The organism is Acidovorax sp. SUPP2539 (genome assembly GCF_030158975.1).
Taxonomy (GTDB): Bacteria; Pseudomonadota; Gammaproteobacteria; order Burkholderiales; family Burkholderiaceae_C; genus Paracidovorax.
In genome coordinates this window covers 535,843-551,817 of sequence record NZ_BQXJ01000003.1, presented here as the reverse complement: position 1 = coordinate 551,817, position 15,975 = coordinate 535,843, and the positions used below count along the sequence as shown (strand labels likewise).

Below are 15,975 nucleotides of genomic sequence, written 5' to 3'. Positions count from 1 at the left end.
GGTGTCCCCGCTCAATTCCAGATGTTCCATGGCGAGTGCAGCCACGCGCCAACGATAAGCAGCCACACCAGCGTGACCGGAATGAAGATCTTCCAGCCCAGCCGCATGATCTGGTCATAGCGAAAGCGCGGGAAGGTCGCGCGGATCCAGATGAACATGGACACCACGAGGAAGGTCTTGAGGCCCAGCCAGATCCATCCGGGGATGAAGTCCAGCGCCGCAACCGGCGACAGCCAGCCGCCCAGGAACATGAGCACGGCCAGGATGGACACGAGCCACATGCTGGCGTATTCGGCCAGGAAGAAGATGGCGAAGCCCATGCCCGAGTACTCGACCATGTGGCCGGCCACGATCTCGGCCTCGCCTTCGACCACGTCGAAGGGGTGGCGGTTGGTTTCGGCCACACCCGAGATGAGGTAGACGATGAAGATCGGCAGCAGCGGCAGCCAGTTCCACGACAGGAATCCAAAGCCCTTCGCGGCGGCCATGCCTGCGCCCTGCCCCATCACGACTTCGGTCAGGTTCATGCTGCCCGACACCATGATGACGACGAGGAAACAGAAGCCCATCGCGATTTCATAGCTCACCATCTGCGCGGAGGCGCGCAGCGCCCCCAGGAAGGCGTACTTGGAGTTGGAAGCCCAACCGGCGATGATCACGCCGTACACCTCGATGGAGGTGATGGCCATCACCAGCAGCAGGCCGGCATTCACGTTGGCCAGGGCCACATCCGGACCGAACGGAATCGCCACCCAGGCCGCCAGCGCAGGCATGATGGCCATGACGGGGCCGAGCACGAACAGACCCTTGCTGGCCGCCGTTGGCTGAATGATTTCCTTGGTCAGCAGCTTGAGGCCGTCGGCCAGCGGCTGCAGCAGCCCGAACGGACCGACCCGGTTGGGACCATGGCGCACCTGCATGAAGCCGAGCAGCTTGCGCTCCCACAGCGTGAGGTAGGCCACGGCGCCCATCAGGGGGGCCACGATGGCCACGATCTTGATCAGGTTCCAGATCACCGGCCACACCGCCGCCGTCCACCAGGACTGGGCGAACAGGTGCAGGCCGCCGTTGTACAGCGCGTCGATCATGCGGCAACTCCTTCAGCGGCGCGGCGTGCATCGGCCGTCAACTGCAGCGACGGCGCACGGCGAACCAGCCCGTCGAGCTGGTAGATGCTGGCCACGACCGGCGCGGCACCCGCACCGGCGGGCACGGCGATGGCAGCGCGCGTGCTGTTGCTCAGGCGGTCGGCAGGCAGTTGGGCCAGCGGAGCGGCCACCGTCGCACCCGTGGCTTTCGCCAGCACGTCCTGCGAGGTCTCGAAGTCGAGGCCCTGCACACCCAGCAGGTTGCCCAGCACCCGCAGCACCTTCCACGCGGGACGGGCATCGCCCAGCGGCTTGACCACGGCATGGAAGCTTTGCAGGCGGCCTTCGGCATTGACGAAGGTGCCCGAGGTTTCGGTGAACGGCGCGATGGGCAGCAGCACATCGCTGAATTCCATGTTGGCCTTGAAAGGGCTCAGCGTGACGACCATCTCGGCACCTGACAGCGCAGCCGCTGCCTGTGTACCTGCGGCGGAGTCGTGGACGGGTTCGGTGTTCAGCAGCAGCGCCGCCTTGAGGCCACCCGCCAGCATCTGGCCGGCGTTCAGGCCGCCCTTCTGCGGCTGTGCGCCGACGAACTGCGCGCCCACCGTGTTGGCGGCTTCGGTGAGGTAGCCCACCACCGCGCCCGTCTGGGCACCGATCCACTGGGCCAGCGCCAGCAGGCTCGAGGCCTGGGCATGGTGCGCAGCGGCGTTGCCCAGCAGGATGGCCCGGCCTTCGCCCGAAGCCAATGCACGGGCCATGCCGGCAGAGGCGTCGGTCACACGGCCGGTGGCCACGGGGGCAGCCACACCGCGGTCCTGCGCCACGGCGGCGGCCACGTCGGCCAGGATCGCAGCCCAGTCCTGGGCTGGCGCCACGATGGACTGCGCAACGGGCATGGCCCAGTCGTAGACCGCGGCGTTGAGGGCGCTGACGGTACAGCCCTTGCGCGCAGCTTGGCGGATGCGCTGGGCGAACAGCGGATGGTCCTTGCGCAGGTTCGAACCCACGACCAGCACCGACTGCAGCGAGGACAGCGAAGCGATGCTCGTGCCCAGCCAATGGATGCCATCGGCCTGAGTGAACTCGGCGTGGCGCAGGCGGTGGTCGATGTTGTCGCTGCCGATGCCGTGCACGAGCGCGCCGGCCAGGAACAGCTCTTCCAGCGTGCTGTGCGGGCTCACCAGCGCACCGATGCTCTGGGCGCCATGGTCGGTGCGGATGCCCTGCAGGCCATTGGCAACGTATTCCAGCGCGGTCTGCCAGTCGACTTCCTTCCACTGGCCGCCCTGCTTGAGCATCGGGCGCGTCAGGCGCTCGTCTCCGTTGAGGGCTTCGTAGGAGAAACGGTCACGGTCGGCGATCCAGCACTCGTTGACGTCTTCGTTCTCGAAGGGAACGACGCGCATCACCTTGTGGTTCTTCACCTGGACGATGAGATTGGCACCGGTGGAATCGTGCGGGCTCACCGACTTGCGGCGCGACAGCTCCCAGGTCCGGGCGCTGTAGCGGAAAGGCTTGCTGGTCAGAGCGCCCACAGGGCAGATGTCGATCATGTTGCCCGACAGCTCGGAATCGACCGTATCGCCCAGCACCGTGGTGATCTCGGAGTGCTCGCCGCGATGGATCATGCCCAGCTCCATCACGCCGGCCACTTCCTGGCCGAAGCGCACGCAGCGGGTGCAATGGATGCAGCGGGTCATCTCCTCCATGGAGATCAGGGGACCCACGTCCTTGTGGAACACCACGCGCTTTTCCTCTTCGTAACGCGAAGAAGAGCCGCCATAGCCCACCGCCAGATCCTGCAGCTGGCACTCGCCGCCCTGATCGCAGATCGGGCAGTCCAGCGGGTGATTGATCAGCAGGAACTCCATGACCGACTGCTGGGCCTTGATGGCCTTGTCGCTCTTGGTGCGCACGATCATGCCTTGCGTCACCGGCGTGGCACAGGCCGGCATTGGCTTGGGCGCCTTCTCCACGTCCACCAGGCACATGCGGCAATTGGCGGCGATGGAAAGCTTCTTGTGATAGCAGAAATGGGGAATGTAAGTGCCCGCCTTCTCGGCCGCATGCATCACCATGCAGCCCTCGGCGACTTCTACCTTCTGCCCGTCCAGTTCGATTTCAACCATATGCTTTTCTCGCGATCAGGCAGAGGCAGACGCCTGAGGGGTCTTGTTGCGGATCAGCGCTTCGAATTCCGGGCGGAAGTGCTTGATCATGGCGCGCACCGGCATGGCGGCGGCATCGCCCAGGGCGCAGATGGTGCGACCCTGGATGTTGTCGGCCACCGAATTGAGCAACTCCAGATCGCCGTCGCGGCCTTCACCGTGCTGGATGCGGTCGATCACACGCCACATCCAGCCGGTGCCTTCGCGGCACGGCGTGCACTGCCCGCACGATTCATGCGAATAGAAATACGACAGGCGCAACAGGCTCTCCACCATGCTTCGAGAATCGTCCATCACGATCACGGCGCCCGAACCCAGCATGGAGCCGGCCTTGGCGATGGAGTCGTAGTCCATCGTGCATTCCATGATGACGGACGCCGGCAGCACCGGAGCGGACGATCCACCGGGAATCACGGCCTTGAGTTGGCGGCCTTTGCGCACGCCACCCGCCAGTTCCAGCAGCTTGGCGAATGGAGTGCCCATGGGCACTTCGTAGTTGCCGGGCTTTTCGACGTCGCCGGAGACCGAGAAGATCTTGGTGCCGCCGTTGTTGGGTTTGCCGCAGGCCAGATAGGCTGCGCCACCGTTGCGGATGATCCAGGGCACCGCGGCAAACGTCTCGGTGTTGTTGATCGTGGTGGGCTTGCCGTAGAGGCCGAAGCTCGCAGGGAATGGCGGCTTGAAGCGCGGCTGGCCCTTCTTGCCTTCGAGCGACTCCAGCAATGCGGTTTCCTCGCCGCAGATGTAGGCGCCGAAACCATGGGCGGCATGCAGCTGGAAGCTGAAGGCGCTACCCAGGATCTTGTCGCCCAGGTAGCCCGCAGCGCGTGCTTCTTCAAGCGCTTCTTCGAAGCGATCGTAGGTCTGGAAGATTTCGCCGTGGATGTAGTTGTAGCCCACGGAGATGCCCATCGCGTATGCGGCGATGATCATGCCTTCGATGACGATGTGCGGGTTGAACTGCAGGATGTCGCGGTCCTTGCAGGTGCCCGGCTCGCCTTCGTCGGAATTGCAGACGAGGTACTTCTGGCCAGGGAACGAGCGGGGCATGAAGCTCCACTTGAGGCCGGTGGGAAAGCCCGCACCGCCACGGCCACGCAGGCCCGATTCCTTGACGGTCGCAATGACCTGGTCCTGGGTGAGGCCCACGCCTTCGCCTTGCTCCAGGATCTTGCGCAAGGCGGCATAGCCACCGCGCGCTTCGTAGTCCTTGAGGCTCCAGTTGGTGCCATCCAGGCCTGCATAGATCTGCGGATCGATATGGCGGTCGTGGAAGCAGGTTTGAACGCCCGTCGCCTGGAATTGCGACAGGATCTTCTGCGCAGCGGTCGTCATGCTTGCCCTTCCGCCCGGGCCGGGGATGCCACGCCTTCGGCTTGGCGCAGGCCATCCACGAGCTGATCGAGCTTGTCGTTGTCCATGAAACTGCACATGGTGCGGTCGTTGACCAGCATCACGGGCGCATCGGCGCAGGCGCCGAGGCATTCGCACTGCTGCAGCGTGAACAGGCCATCGGCCGTGGTCTCGCCCATCGCCACACCCAGTTTCTTTTCCAGGTGGTGCAGCGCCTTCTGGCCATCGCGCAGTTGGCACGGCAGGTTGGTACAGACGTTGAGCTTGTACTTGCCCGTCGGCTGCTGGTTGTACATGTTGTAGAACGTGGTGACTTCGTGCACAGCGATCTGGGGCATGCCCAGGTAGCTGGCGATCACGGCCTCGTTCTCGGTGCTGACCCAGCCCAGTTCCTGCTGAACGATGGCCAGGCAGGCCATGACGGCCGACTGCTTCTGTTCCGCGGGGTACTTCGCCACTTCGCGCGCAAAGCGCGCCAGCGTCGCGTCGGTGATCTGGGACGCGACGGGCACCACCGTCTTCGTTTCGGTATTCATCGGTCAATCTCCCCGAACACGATATCCATCGTGCCAATGATGGCCACGGCATCGGCAATCATGTGGCCACGGGCCATTTCGTCCAAGGTGGCCAGGTGGGCAAAGCCGGGCGCGCGGATCTTCAGGCGGTAGGGCTTGTTGGCGCCATCGCTCACCAAATAGATGCCGAACTCGCCCTTGGGGTGCTCAACGGCTGCATACGCTTCGCCTTCGGGCACGCGGAAACCTTCGGTGAAGAGCTTGAAATGGTGGATCAGCTCCTCCATGTTCGACTTCATGGATTCGCGCGAAGGGGGTGCCACCTTGTGATTGTCCGTGATCACCGGGCCGGGGTTGGCACGCAGCCAGTCCACGCACTGCTTGATGATGCGGTTGGATTGGCGCATCTCCTGTACACGCACCAGATAGCGGTCGTAGCAGTCGCCCGTCTTGCCCACCGGCACGTCGAAGTCCATGCGGTCATAGACGTCGTAGGGCTGCGTCTTGCGCAGATCCCATGCGATGCCCGAGCCGCGGATCATCGGGCCGGTCATGCCCAGATTGAGGGCGCGCTCCGGCGTCACGACACCGATGCCGACCGTGCGCTGCTTCCAGATGCGGTTGTCGGTGAGCAGTGTTTCGTATTCGTCCACGCACTTCGGGAACCGTTGCGTGAAGTCGTCGATGAAGTCCAGCAGGGAGCCGCTGCGGTTCTGGTTCAGCGCCTCGATGGCCTTGGCATTGCGGATCTTGTTGACCTTGTACTGCGGCATCGAATCCGGCAGGTCGCGGTACACGCCACCCGGACGGAAGTACGCCGCGTGCATGCGCGCGCCGGAGACCGCCTCGTACATGTCGAACAGGTCTTCGCGCTCGCGGAAGGTATAGATCAGGATCGTAGAGCTGCCGCAGTCGTTGCCATGCGAACCCAGCCACATCAGGTGGTTCAGCAGGCGCGTGATCTCGGAGAACATCACGCGGATGTACTGCGCACGCACGGGCACATCCAGGCCCAGCAGCTTCTCGATGGCCAGGCAGTAGGCGTGCTCGTTGCACATCATCGAGACGTAGTCCAGGCGGTCCATGTAGGGCAGCGACTGGATGAAGGTCTTGTGCTCGGCCAGCTTTTCGGTGGCGCGGTGCAGCAGGCCGATGTGAGGGTCGGCGCGCTGCACGACTTCGCCGTCCAGCTCAAGCACGAGACGCAGCACACCGTGTGCGGCCGGATGCTGCGGCCCGAAGTTCAGGGAATAGTTCTTGATTTCAGCCATGGTGGATCACTTTTCGGCGCGAGCGCCTCAGTGCAGGCCTCCGTACTTTTCTTCACGGATGATGCGGGGCGTGATCTCGCGAGGCTCGATCGTGACCGGTTCGTAGACGACACGGCGCTGCTCGGCGTCGTAGCGCATTTCCACGTGCCCGGACAACGGGAAATCCTTGCGGAAGGGGTGGCCGATGAAGCCGTAGTCGGTCAGGATGCGGCGCAGGTCGCCATGCCCGTCGAACACGATGCCGTACAGGTCGAAGGCTTCGCGCTCGTACCAGTTGGCAGAGTTCCACAGGTCTGAGACCGACGGCACGACCGGAAAATCGTCATCCGGGCAGAACACCTTCACCCGCACGCGCTGGTTCATGCTGACCGACAGCAGGTGCGAGACCACGCAGTAGCGCGGCCCCTCCACGCCGACGTCGCCATACGAGGAGTAGTCCACACCGCACAGGTCGACCAACTGTTCGAACCGGCAGCCCGGCGCATCGCGCAGCAACTGCATGGCCGCCAGATAGTCCGCGGCAGAGACCACCAGGGTCACCTCATCCAGCGCCACCGAAAGCTGGCGCACCTTGTCGCCGAGCGCAGCGACAATCGCGTCCCGAAGTGCTTCGGGTCGAATAGCAAAGGCAGTCATCGTCAACCCTTCAGACGCGAGCGATGGTGTTGGTGCGGCGGATCTTCTGCTGAAGCTGGATGATCCCGTAGATCAATGCCTCGGCCGTGGGCGGGCAACCCGGCACGTACACATCCACCGGAACGATGCGATCGCAGCCGCGAACCACCGAATAACTGTAGTGGTAGTAGCCGCCACCGTTGGCGCACGAACCCATGGACAGCACCCAGCGTGGCTCGGACATCTGGTCGTACACCTTGCGCAGGGCTGGCGCCATCTTGTTGCACAGCGTGCCGGCCACGATCATCAGATCGGACTGACGCGGACTGGCGCGGAACACCTCGGCACCGAAACGGCCGATGTCGTAACGCGCCGCCGCAGCGTGCATCATTTCTACCGCGCAGCAGGCCAGACCAAAGGTCATGGGCCACAGCGAGCCGGTCTTGGCCCAATTCACCACCGAGTCGTAACTGGTGGTGATGAAGCCTTCCTTCATCACGCCTTCAATCATCGTGTCATTCCTTATGAAGACCGGTCATTCCCAATCCAGGGCACCCTTTTTCCACTCGTAGGCGAAGCCCACGACCAGGATGGCCAGGAAGATGACAACGGCAATGAAACCCGTCAGCCCCACTTCGTGGAGCGAAACCGCCCACGGAAACAGGAAAGCGATTTCCAGATCAAAAAGAATGAAGAGGATGGCGACGAGGTAGTAGCGCACATCGAACTTCATGCGCGCGTCTTCGAAGGCCTCGAAACCGCATTCGTAAGGGGAGTTTTTGGCCGCATCCGGGCGATTGGGGCCGAGGATATAGCCCAGCACCAGCGGCACGACGCCGACACCGATGCCGACCAAGATGAACAAAAGAACGGGGAGGTACTGATCGAGGTTCATCTGGAGGATGTGCTCACCGCTGAAGCTGCACCCAGACGCCCCAGGATGGGCGTGTTGGATGGGCTTTTGTTTTGGTGCCGTCGGCGAGACTCGAACTCGCACAGCTTTCGCCACTACCCCCTCAAGATAGCGTGTCTACCAATTTCACCACGACGGCTGATTTATGCATCTGGATGGCATGAGGAACCCGTTGGGTTTTTGGCTTTCCAGACAATCCGGGATTCTACTCCGGAAAAACCCTGCTCCGAGGAGCAGGATCAAATTTTGCGCTTTTCTTCTTACTTGGTGGGAATCTGCCCAGCGCCGGAGGCCGGCACCACGGGTGCCGCAGGCACCTCGGACGCCGCACCGGAAGCCGGCTGAGCGGGCGCCACGACCCCAGGCACTTCCAGCACGCTGCCAACACCCGCGGGACGGACGTTGCCAAAATATGCCAGCGCCAGCGTCGCCACGAAGAACACCCCCGCCAGCACTGCTGTGCTTCGCGACAGGAAATTGGCGCTGCCGCTGGCACCGAACAGGCTGCCGGAGCTTCCGCTGCCGAAGGCTGCCCCCATGTCGGCACCCTTGCCATGCTGGATCAGGATCAAACCGATCATTCCCAGCGCAGCCAGAATCTGCACTGCCAAAATCACATTCACAAGCGCGTTCATTCTCTATTTACTCCTAATTTGATAGCTGTATGCCGGCGTCTTTATTGCGCCGAAGCGATGATTTGCAAAAAGTCCTGCGCCTTGAGCGACGCCCCGCCCACCAACCCACCATCGATGTCGGGCTGCGCCAGCAATTGGGCGGCATTTGCCGCATTCATGCTTCCGCCATACAGCAGACGGATGCGATCCGCCTGCGGGCTCGCCGCCGCCAATTGGGCGCGCAGCACCGCATGGACCTCCTGCGCCTGCTCAGGCGTGGCGGTGCGGCCCGTGCCGATCGCCCAAACGGGCTCATAGGCCACCACGATCTCGCTGATGCAGTGCCCATTCGCGTGAACCACGGCCGCCAGTTGGCGCTTGACGACGGCCTGCGTCTGCCCCGCTTCGCGCTCTGCCAGCGTTTCTCCGACGCAGACGATGGGCGTGATGCCCGCCGCCAGCGCACGCTGCGCCTTGGCCGCGACCACCTCGTCGGTTTCTCCGTGATACTGGCGCCGCTCGGAATGCCCCACCAGTACGTAGCGCACCCCGAACTCCAGCAGCATGGCGGCAGAGGCCTCGCCAGTGTAGGCACCGGACTCGTGCGCCGATACATCCTGCGCGGCGACTGCGACAGCGGAGCCCTCGGCCAGGGCCTGCACTTGCGCCAGGTAAGGCGCAGGCACTGCCACCACCACGTCGCAGCCGGGTTGCCCCATGCCTTCGCGCAACGCGTTCACCAATGCCTGATTGGAAGCCAGGCTACCATTCATCTTCCAGTTGCCGGCAATCAATTTCTTTTTCATGCGTTCCACGTCAAAACAATTTTCCCTGCATGCTGGCTGGACTCCATCAGCGCATGCGCCTTGGAAGCCTCCGCCGCGGCAAACGTGCTGTGCACGATCGGGCGAACCTTCCGGGATGCCAGCAGTGGCCACACCTGCTCGCGCAGGGCACGGGCAATCGCGCCTTTGAACGCCACGGACCGGGGCCGCAGGGTGGAGCCGGTGACAGTGAGACGGCGGCGAAGCACGAGGCCCGCATTCAACTCGGCCTTGATGCCGCCCTGAACGGCAATGATCACCAGGCGCCCATCCTCCGCAAGACACTCGATCTCGCGGGCAACGTAATCGCCTGCCACCATGTCCAGCACCACATCCGCGCCCTTGCCACCGGTGATGCGCTGCACCTCCGCAACGAAGTCCTGGGTCTTGTAGTTGATGGCGTGATGGGCACCGATTTCCAGGCAGGCCGCGCATTTTTCATCGCTGCCGGCCGTGACGATGACCGTGGCGCCGAATGCACGCCCCAATTGAATGGCCGTCACGCCGATGCCACTGCTTCCGCCCTGCACCAACAGCGTTTCACCGGATTGCAGACGACCGCGGTCGAACACGTTGCTCCACACCGTGAAAAGCGTTTCCGGCAGCGAGGCCGCCTCGACGTCGCTGAACCCGTCGGGCACGGGCAAACATTGTTCGACGGGGGCCACGCAGTACTCGGCGTAACCGCCGCCAGCGACCAACGCGCAGACGCGGTCGCCCACCTTCAGGCCCGCCTTGTCCATCGCAGCCTGATCGCCCCGCTCGATCACCCCTGCCACCTCGAGCCCCGGCAAATCCGACGCGCCCGGCGGCGGGGCATAGTGCCCCTTGCGCTGCAGAACGTCGGGCCGGTTGATGCCACTGGCAGCGACCCGAATGAGCAACTCACCCTGGGTCGGCTCGGGCACCGGGCGCTCTGCCAGACGCAGAACCTCGGGACCGCCCGGGCTTTCGATTTCCACCACACGCATAGCCATCACCTTGCTACAAAAGTCGAGATGAATACCGCGCCGGCGCAGACAAAGCCCGCGCCGGCAGCGCTCATTTCAATCGCGTTGGGGCTCAGGCGTCCATCTGACCCGACGACTCGCCGGAAGCCAGGGACTGTTGCTGTTGCTGCTGATCGGCACCGTCGCGGCGCTCACGGCGCTCGCCACGGTCCGAGCGCTCACCTCGCTCGGCAGGTGCAGGACGGCCGCCGCTGTCGCCCATGGGGCGATCGGCCAAAGCCTTCATCGACAGCTTGACGCGACCCTTCTCGTCCGTCTCCAGCACCTTGACCTTGACGATCTGGCCCTCGGTCAGATAGTCGGTCACCTTCTCGACACGCTCATGAGCGATCTGGCTGATGTGCAACAGGCCGTCCTTGCCGGGCAGCAGGTTGATCAATGCGCCGAAGTCCAGGATCTTGACGATGGGGCCTTCGTAGATCTTGCCGATCTCGACTTCCGCCGTGATCTGCTCGATGCGGCGCTTGGCCTCGTCTGCCTTGGCACTGTCGGTGGATGCGATCGTAATGGTGCCGTCTTCGTCGATGTTGATCTGCGTGCCGGTTTCTTCCGTCAGGGCACGGATCACCGCACCGCCCTTGCCGATCACGTCACGGATCTTCTCGGGGTTGATCTTCATCGTGAACAGCTTCGGTGCGAAGTTGCTGACCTCGGTCTTGGCCTCGCCCATGGCTTCCTGCATCTTGCCCAGGATGTGCAGGCGCGCTTCCTTGGCTTGCGCCAGTGCGACCTGCATGATTTCCTTGGTGATGCCCTGGATCTTGATGTCCATCTGCAGCGCGGTGATGCCACCCGTGGTGCCGGCCACCTTGAAGTCCATGTCGCCCAGATGATCCTCGTCGCCCAGGATGTCGGTCAGCACGGCAAAACGGTTGTCTTCCTTGATCAGACCCATGGCGATACCCGCCACGTGCGCCTTCATCGGCACGCCTGCATCCATCAGCGACAGGCAGCCGCCACACACCGAAGCCATCGAGGAAGAGCCGTTCGACTCGGTGATTTCAGACACGACGCGCATCGTGTAAGGAAACTCTTCCTTGGTCGGCAGCACTGCCACCAGCGCGCGCTTGGCCAGACGGCCGTGGCCGATTTCGCGGCGCTTGGTCGAACCCATGCGACCCACTTCGCCCGTGGCGAAGGGAGGCATGTTGTAGTGCATCATGAAACGGTCTTCGTACTCGCCGGCCAGTGCGTCAATGCGCTGGGCGTCCCGCTCGGTACCCAGCGTGGAAACCACCAGTGCCTGGGTTTCGCCGCGCGTGAACAGGGCGGAACCGTGGGTGCGGGGAAGCACACCATTGCGGATTTCGATGGGACGGACCGTGCGGGTATCGCGGCCGTCGATGCGGGGCTCGCCCGCCAGGATCTGGCTGCGAACGATCTTGGCTTCGATGTCGAACAACAGGCCTTCGACCTTGACGGCGTCAAAGTCAGCACCTTCCGCCTTCAAAGCCGCCAGAACGGAAGCCGTGGCTTCGCGCAGAGCCTGCGTGCGGGCCTGCTTACTACGGATCTGATAAGCCTCGCGCAGCTTTTCTTCCGCCAGGGCGTTGACCTTGCCGATGAAGGGCTCGTCCTTGGCTGGCGGCTGCCAGTCCCAGACGGCCTTGCCAGCGTCGCGCACCAATTCGTGGATTGCGTTGATCGCGATGTTGCCTTGCTCATGGCCGAACACCACGGCGCCCAGCATGATCTCTTCGGACAGCTGTTGCGCTTCCGACTCGACCATCAGCACGGCAGCTTCGGTGCCCGCCACCACGAGGTCCATCTGGGAATTCTTGCGCGCCGTCTGGCCGGGGTTCAGCACATATTCGCCATTGATATAGCCCACGCGAGCGGCACCGATCGGGCCGTTGAACGGGATGCCGGAGATAGAGAGCGCAGCGCTCACGGCGATCATGGCGGCGATGTCCGCATCCACTTCAGGATTCAGCGACACCGTATGGATGACCACGTGCACTTCGTTGAAGAAGCCTTCGGGGAACAGAGGGCGGATCGGGCGGTCGATCAGGCGGCTCGTGAGCGTTTCATGCTCGCTGGGCTTGGCTTCGCGCTTGAAGAAGCTGCCAGGGATCTTGCCGGCAGCGTACGTCTTCTCGATGTAATCCACCGTCAAGGGGAAAAAGTCCTGCCCGGGCTTGGCGGTCTTGGAGCCCACCACCGTGGCCAGAACGACGGTGTCATCGATGTTGACCAGCACGGCGCCGGACGCTTGGCGGGCGATTTCGCCCGTTTCCATGACGACGGTCTTGTCGCCCCACTGGAAGGACTTGGTGACTTTATTGAAAATGCTCATGTTTGCTCCATTTTTAATCGCTGGCTACACAGAACCAGCCTGCAAAGGAGTGCAATTCAGAACACGATGCCATTCCAGTGGCCCTGCCCTTTTCCTCGATGGAACAAGGCCATTGGAATGACACAGCTTCGCTCTGTTTTGCGGCTCCGAAGTAAAAAACGCCTGAGCTAGCGTGCTAACCCAGGCGTTTCGGCATGCGAATGCGCTTACTTGCGCAGACCCAGCTTGGCGATCAATGCCGTATAACGCTCAGCGTCCTTCGCCTTCAGGTAGTCCAGCAGCTTGCGGCGGCGGCTCACCATGCGCAGCAGGCCACGGCGACCGTGGTGATCCTTGGCATGGGTCTTGAAGTGAGGGGTCAGTTCGTTGATACGGGCCGTCAGAAGGGCCACTTGAACTTCCGGGCTACCGGTATCGTTGGCAGCACGGGCGTTGGCCTTGACGACTTCGGCCTTGATAGAGGATGCGATCATTGGTTTTCCTTGAATTGCGGGGCCGGTGATTGCAGCGCATGGCTGCCCTGCCCCTGTCTTACTTGCGCAAGCGGCTGGAATGGCCACAAGCGTGCGTCTTGCACCATGCAAAACCTAGCGATTATACCCCGAGCCATGTTTTGAGCCGTTGCACCCCTTGCACCAACCGCTCAGGATCGCGGGAGGCAAAGCACCAACGCAACCATCCTTGCGCCTCCAGACCGAACGCGTTGCCCGGTGCCAACCCCAAACCGGCTTCCCGCACCAACCGCTTGGCCAAATCCAGAGAGTCGCCCTGGCCGGTGAGCCGAAAGAACGCATACATGCCACCACGCGGACTGGCGACCTCAATGCCCGGCAGCGCCTGCAGCAAGGGAACCAACGCATCCCTGCACACCTGAAGATGAGAGACGACACGGGGCGTGATTTCTGACGCATGCTGCAAAGCCGCAATTCCCGCCCGCTGGGTGAAGACACTGGTGCACGAGGTATTGAACTCGATGAGCTTGCCCATGTGATGGGTCATCTCGGCCGGCATGACCAGCCAACCCAGACGCCAGCCCGTCATGAGGAAGCTTTTGGAAAAGCTCTGCACCACGACCAATCGGTCCTCAGCCTCTGCCAAATCCAGAAAGCTGGGCGCGCACACCGAGTTGGATGGATCGTCGTAATAAAGCCGCTCGTACACCTCGTCGGCCAGTATCCACGTGCCCGTCGTACGGCAGTGCTGGATGATTTGACGCTGCTCGTCGCGCGTGAGCGTCCAGCCCGTGGGATTGTTGGGTGCATTCACGATCAGCAACCGCGTGGAGGGGGTGATGGCAGCCAACAGCGCATCCATGTCCAATACCCATGCGCCCTCCCGCTGAGGACGCAATGGAACGCATCGCAGCCGAGCGCCCATGATTTGGGGCTGCGCCGTCAGGTTGGGCCACACCGGCGTCACCGCCACCACCTCGTCACCAGGATCGAGCAACGCCTGCATGGACAGCATCAGCCCGTTCACCCCGCCCGAGGTCACGGCCACCCGGTCTGCAGCGATCGGCCCATGCAATGCGCTCGTGTACGAGGCGATCGCGGTGCGCAGCTCGGGTAGCCCCAGGTTATGTGAGTAGAAGGTTTCTCCCCGCTCAAGAGATTCCATGGCCGCCTGCCGCACAGGCTCAGGGGTGACCTCATCGCTTTCGCCGAACCAGAAAGCAAGCACATCGCTGCGGCCCATTCCCGCGTTGGCCACTTCACGGATTTTGGATTCTTCAAGATGGATGACGGTAGCGCGCATCGAAACTTCCAGGGCAAAAAGATCAGCGGGCATCGTAGCGGCTTCCACCATGCTCTTACGCCACAATATCCTGAAATCAAAATCCCAGGGAGGAACCCATGCCCACTCTAACTGCCAAACACCTTGCGGAAGTTGCCTTCATGCTTTGCGCCGGGGTCTCACTCAGCATGAATACGCTAGAGGCCCATGCCACGGCAACGACCCATGCTTCGAATTCAGCGCAGGGCAACAAAAGAAAGAACACGGTCAAGCTGAAAACGACCACCCCGCGAAGCGCCTCCGAAGAGTCGACTGCCGAACGCGATCGCAGGCTGTACAGAGAATGCAAAGGGCGACCGAACGCCGGGGCGTGTCTTGGATATGCCAAGCCATGAGCTTTCAAGAAGCCGAGGCGAAAATCGGGTCTTAAAAATCAGCATGGCCGGACAGCCGCGCGACCACGCGCAGGTCCGGGCCAACCATATCGACCGATTGAAATGTCATATCGGTTCCGTCGGATAGCCTGGACAGTGCAGTCCGGTGGGCAATGCCTAATCCAGGGCCCAACAATTTGGGTGCCAGATAAAGCAGCACCTCGTCCACCAACCCCGCTTGCAGCAACGCGCCATTCAACTGGCTGCCCGCTTCCACATGCACTTCATTCATTTGCAGGCGACCCAGATCCAACATCAGGGCAGCAAGGTCGATGTGACCCTCGGCATTGGGCAAATGCAGCACGGTGACCCCGAGTGAGGCCAGCAGCGCTTCTTTTTCAGGGTTCTGAATGGCCGTGTAAATAAAAACCCGGCGCTCGGCTTTGAAAATGGCCGCGTGCAGTGGCACCCTCAACTGACTGTCCAACAAAATCAAGTCAGGTTGGCGAGGCGTCTCCACCTCCCGGACATCCAGCCGTGGATCATCCGCAAGAACGGTGCCGATTCCGGTCAACACCGCACACGCCCGTGCACGCCAGGCATGACCATCGGAGCGCGCCAAGGGCGACGTGATCCATTGACTCTCACCTCCATGCAAGGCCGTCAAGCCATCCAGAGAGGCCGCCGCCTTCATGCGAACCCAGGGGCGTCGGCGGATCATGCGGCTGAAAAAACCAAGGTTTAACTCGCGGGATGCTTGCGCTTCAAGGCCCACGTCTACTTCCACGCCACGCTCGCGCAATTTGCTCACCCCCCGCCCCGCCACCATGGGATTGGGATCGGTGATGGAGGCAAACACCTTGCTCAATCCCGCGTCAGCCAAAGCATCGCAGCATGGGCCGGTTCTCCCATGATGCGAACAGGGCTCCAAAGTGACATAGGCAGTGGCCCCTTCTACCGACAACCCACGCTCACGGGCATCGCGCAGCGCCATGATTTCCGCGTGCGCCTGACCTGCCGGCTGTGTAGATCCTTCGCCCAGCACCGTGCCAGAAGCATCGACGATCACGCAGCCGACGCGTGGATTGGGCGAGGTACGAAAGAGGCCTTGCTGCGCCAACTCCAATGCCCTCCCCATGAAGTTTGGCTCTGCTAACTTGTTCATACGGCTTGAGGAAACTCCAGTCTTGGATG

General features: G+C 62.5%; 16 protein-coding genes and 1 tRNA gene. 1 reads left to right on the top strand and 16 read right to left on the bottom strand.

Annotated features, from left to right (window positions below; all coding sequences use genetic code 11):
* Positions 1–11: 11 nt before the first annotated feature.
* From nuoH to AVTE2539_RS13770, 15 genes are all read right to left on the bottom strand, one after another.
* Positions 12–1,088 (bottom strand): NADH-quinone oxidoreductase subunit NuoH, encoded by a 1,077-nt coding sequence (gene nuoH, locus AVTE2539_RS13840; RefSeq protein ID WP_272567990.1) that lies wholly within the window; start codon positions 1,086–1,088, stop codon positions 12–14.
* Positions 1,085–3,223 (bottom strand): NADH-quinone oxidoreductase subunit NuoG, encoded by a 2,139-nt coding sequence (gene nuoG / locus AVTE2539_RS13835; RefSeq protein ID WP_284411382.1) that lies wholly within the window; start codon positions 3,221–3,223, stop codon positions 1,085–1,087. The genes nuoH and nuoG overlap by 4 nt, the downstream gene beginning before the upstream one ends.
* 15 nt (positions 3,224–3,238) lie before the next feature.
* Positions 3,239–4,597 carry an NADH-quinone oxidoreductase subunit NuoF gene (nuoF, locus tag AVTE2539_RS13830; protein ID WP_284411380.1) on the bottom strand — a complete coding sequence of 453 codons (1,359 nt, stop codon included), beginning with the start codon at positions 4,595–4,597 and terminating at the stop codon, positions 3,239–3,241.
* Positions 4,594–5,151, bottom strand: coding sequence for an NADH-quinone oxidoreductase subunit NuoE (gene nuoE / locus AVTE2539_RS13825; protein ID WP_284411378.1), 558 nt, complete (start codon positions 5,149–5,151; stop codon positions 4,594–4,596). Before nuoE ends, nuoF begins: the two co-directional genes overlap by 4 nt.
* Positions 5,148–6,401: an NADH-quinone oxidoreductase subunit D gene (locus tag AVTE2539_RS13820; RefSeq protein ID WP_272567984.1), complete on the bottom strand. Its 1,254-nt coding sequence runs from the start codon at positions 6,399–6,401 to the stop codon at positions 5,148–5,150. Before AVTE2539_RS13820 ends, nuoE begins: the two co-directional genes overlap by 4 nt.
* Before the next feature lie 27 nt (positions 6,402–6,428).
* The gene (locus AVTE2539_RS13815) at positions 6,429–7,037 is read right to left on the bottom strand and encodes an NADH-quinone oxidoreductase subunit C (RefSeq protein WP_284411376.1); all 609 of its coding nucleotides are present in this window, start codon (positions 7,035–7,037) and stop codon (positions 6,429–6,431) included.
* 10 nt (positions 7,038–7,047) lie between these two features.
* The gene (locus AVTE2539_RS13810) at positions 7,048–7,527 is read right to left on the bottom strand and encodes a NuoB/complex I 20 kDa subunit family protein (RefSeq protein ID WP_007849129.1); all 480 of its coding nucleotides are present in this window, start codon (positions 7,525–7,527) and stop codon (positions 7,048–7,050) included.
* 24 nt (positions 7,528–7,551) lie between these two features.
* A complete protein-coding gene (locus AVTE2539_RS13805; RefSeq protein ID WP_284411374.1) occupies positions 7,552–7,911 on the bottom strand; it encodes an NADH-quinone oxidoreductase subunit A in 360 nt (119 codons plus the stop codon).
* Between the two features lie 72 nt (positions 7,912–7,983).
* A tRNA-Leu gene (locus AVTE2539_RS13800) sits at positions 7,984–8,068 on the bottom strand.
* Positions 8,069–8,189: 121 nt separating this feature from the next.
* Complete coding sequence (secG, locus tag AVTE2539_RS13795) at positions 8,190–8,564, bottom strand: preprotein translocase subunit SecG (protein ID WP_272567979.1); 375 nt, start codon at positions 8,562–8,564, stop codon at positions 8,190–8,192.
* A 41-nt stretch (positions 8,565–8,605) separates the two neighbouring features.
* Positions 8,606–9,349: a triose-phosphate isomerase gene (gene tpiA / locus AVTE2539_RS13790; protein ID WP_284411372.1), complete on the bottom strand. Its 744-nt coding sequence runs from the start codon at positions 9,347–9,349 to the stop codon at positions 8,606–8,608.
* Complete coding sequence (locus AVTE2539_RS13785; RefSeq protein WP_284411370.1) at positions 9,346–10,338, bottom strand: NAD(P)H-quinone oxidoreductase; 993 nt, start codon at positions 10,336–10,338, stop codon at positions 9,346–9,348. The genes tpiA and AVTE2539_RS13785 overlap by 4 nt, the downstream gene beginning before the upstream one ends.
* Positions 10,339–10,429: 91 nt before the next feature.
* On the bottom strand, positions 10,430–12,673 hold the full coding sequence (gene pnp / locus AVTE2539_RS13780) for a polyribonucleotide nucleotidyltransferase (protein ID WP_284411368.1): 2,244 nt from the start codon (positions 12,671–12,673) through the stop codon (positions 10,430–10,432).
* Positions 12,674–12,879: 206 nt separating this feature from the next.
* On the bottom strand, positions 12,880–13,146 hold the full coding sequence (rpsO, locus tag AVTE2539_RS13775; protein WP_007849123.1) for a 30S ribosomal protein S15: 267 nt from the start codon (positions 13,144–13,146) through the stop codon (positions 12,880–12,882).
* 121 nt (positions 13,147–13,267) lie between these two features.
* Entirely contained in the window at positions 13,268–14,428 is a 1,161-nt protein-coding gene (locus AVTE2539_RS13770) for a pyridoxal phosphate-dependent aminotransferase (RefSeq protein WP_284411628.1), read from the bottom strand.
* A 98-nt stretch (positions 14,429–14,526) separates the two neighbouring features.
* Here AVTE2539_RS13770 and AVTE2539_RS26355 point away from each other — a divergent pair, with 98 nt between their 5' ends.
* Positions 14,527–14,802, top strand: coding sequence for a hypothetical protein (locus AVTE2539_RS26355; protein WP_284411366.1), 276 nt, complete (start codon positions 14,527–14,529; stop codon positions 14,800–14,802).
* A 31-nt stretch (positions 14,803–14,833) separates the two neighbouring features.
* On the opposite strand, the gene ribD is transcribed toward AVTE2539_RS26355, so the two are convergent.
* A complete protein-coding gene (ribD, locus tag AVTE2539_RS13760; protein ID WP_284411364.1) occupies positions 14,834–15,946 on the bottom strand; it encodes a bifunctional diaminohydroxyphosphoribosylaminopyrimidine deaminase/5-amino-6-(5-phosphoribosylamino)uracil reductase RibD in 1,113 nt (370 codons plus the stop codon).
* Positions 15,947–15,975 lie beyond the last annotated feature (29 nt).

Bases quoted from the DNA above. Each gene is read 5' to 3' on its own strand.
- nuoH (WP_272567990.1), bottom strand. From the start codon at position 1,088: ATGATCGACGCGCTGTACAACGGCGGCCTGCACCTGTTCGCCCAGTCC.
- nuoG (WP_284411382.1), bottom strand. From the start codon at position 3,223: ATGGTTGAAATCGAACTGGACGGGCAGAAGGTAGAAGTCGCCGAGGGC.
- nuoF (WP_284411380.1), bottom strand. From the start codon at position 4,597: ATGACGACCGCTGCGCAGAAGATCCTGTCGCAATTCCAGGCGACGGGC.
- nuoE (WP_284411378.1), bottom strand. From the start codon at position 5,151: ATGAATACCGAAACGAAGACGGTGGTGCCCGTCGCGTCCCAGATCACC.
- AVTE2539_RS13820 (WP_272567984.1), bottom strand. From the start codon at position 6,401: ATGGCTGAAATCAAGAACTATTCCCTGAACTTCGGGCCGCAGCATCCG.
- AVTE2539_RS13815 (WP_284411376.1), bottom strand. From the start codon at position 7,037: ATGACTGCCTTTGCTATTCGACCCGAAGCACTTCGGGACGCGATTGTC.
- AVTE2539_RS13810 (WP_007849129.1), bottom strand. From the start codon at position 7,527: ATGATTGAAGGCGTGATGAAGGAAGGCTTCATCACCACCAGTTACGAC.
- AVTE2539_RS13805 (WP_284411374.1), bottom strand. From the start codon at position 7,911: ATGAACCTCGATCAGTACCTCCCCGTTCTTTTGTTCATCTTGGTCGGC.
- secG (WP_272567979.1), bottom strand. From the start codon at position 8,564: ATGAACGCGCTTGTGAATGTGATTTTGGCAGTGCAGATTCTGGCTGCG.
- tpiA (WP_284411372.1), bottom strand. From the start codon at position 9,349: ATGAAAAAGAAATTGATTGCCGGCAACTGGAAGATGAATGGTAGCCTG.
- AVTE2539_RS13785 (WP_284411370.1), bottom strand. From the start codon at position 10,338: ATGCGTGTGGTGGAAATCGAAAGCCCGGGCGGTCCCGAGGTTCTGCGT.
- pnp (WP_284411368.1), bottom strand. From the start codon at position 12,673: ATGAGCATTTTCAATAAAGTCACCAAGTCCTTCCAGTGGGGCGACAAG.
- rpsO (WP_007849123.1), bottom strand. From the start codon at position 13,146: ATGATCGCATCCTCTATCAAGGCCGAAGTCGTCAAGGCCAACGCCCGT.
- AVTE2539_RS13770 (WP_284411628.1), bottom strand. From the start codon at position 14,428: ATGCGCGCTACCGTCATCCATCTTGAAGAATCCAAAATCCGTGAAGTG.
- AVTE2539_RS26355 (WP_284411366.1), top strand. From the start codon at position 14,527: ATGCCCACTCTAACTGCCAAACACCTTGCGGAAGTTGCCTTCATGCTT.
- ribD (WP_284411364.1), bottom strand. From the start codon at position 15,946: ATGAACAAGTTAGCAGAGCCAAACTTCATGGGGAGGGCATTGGAGTTG.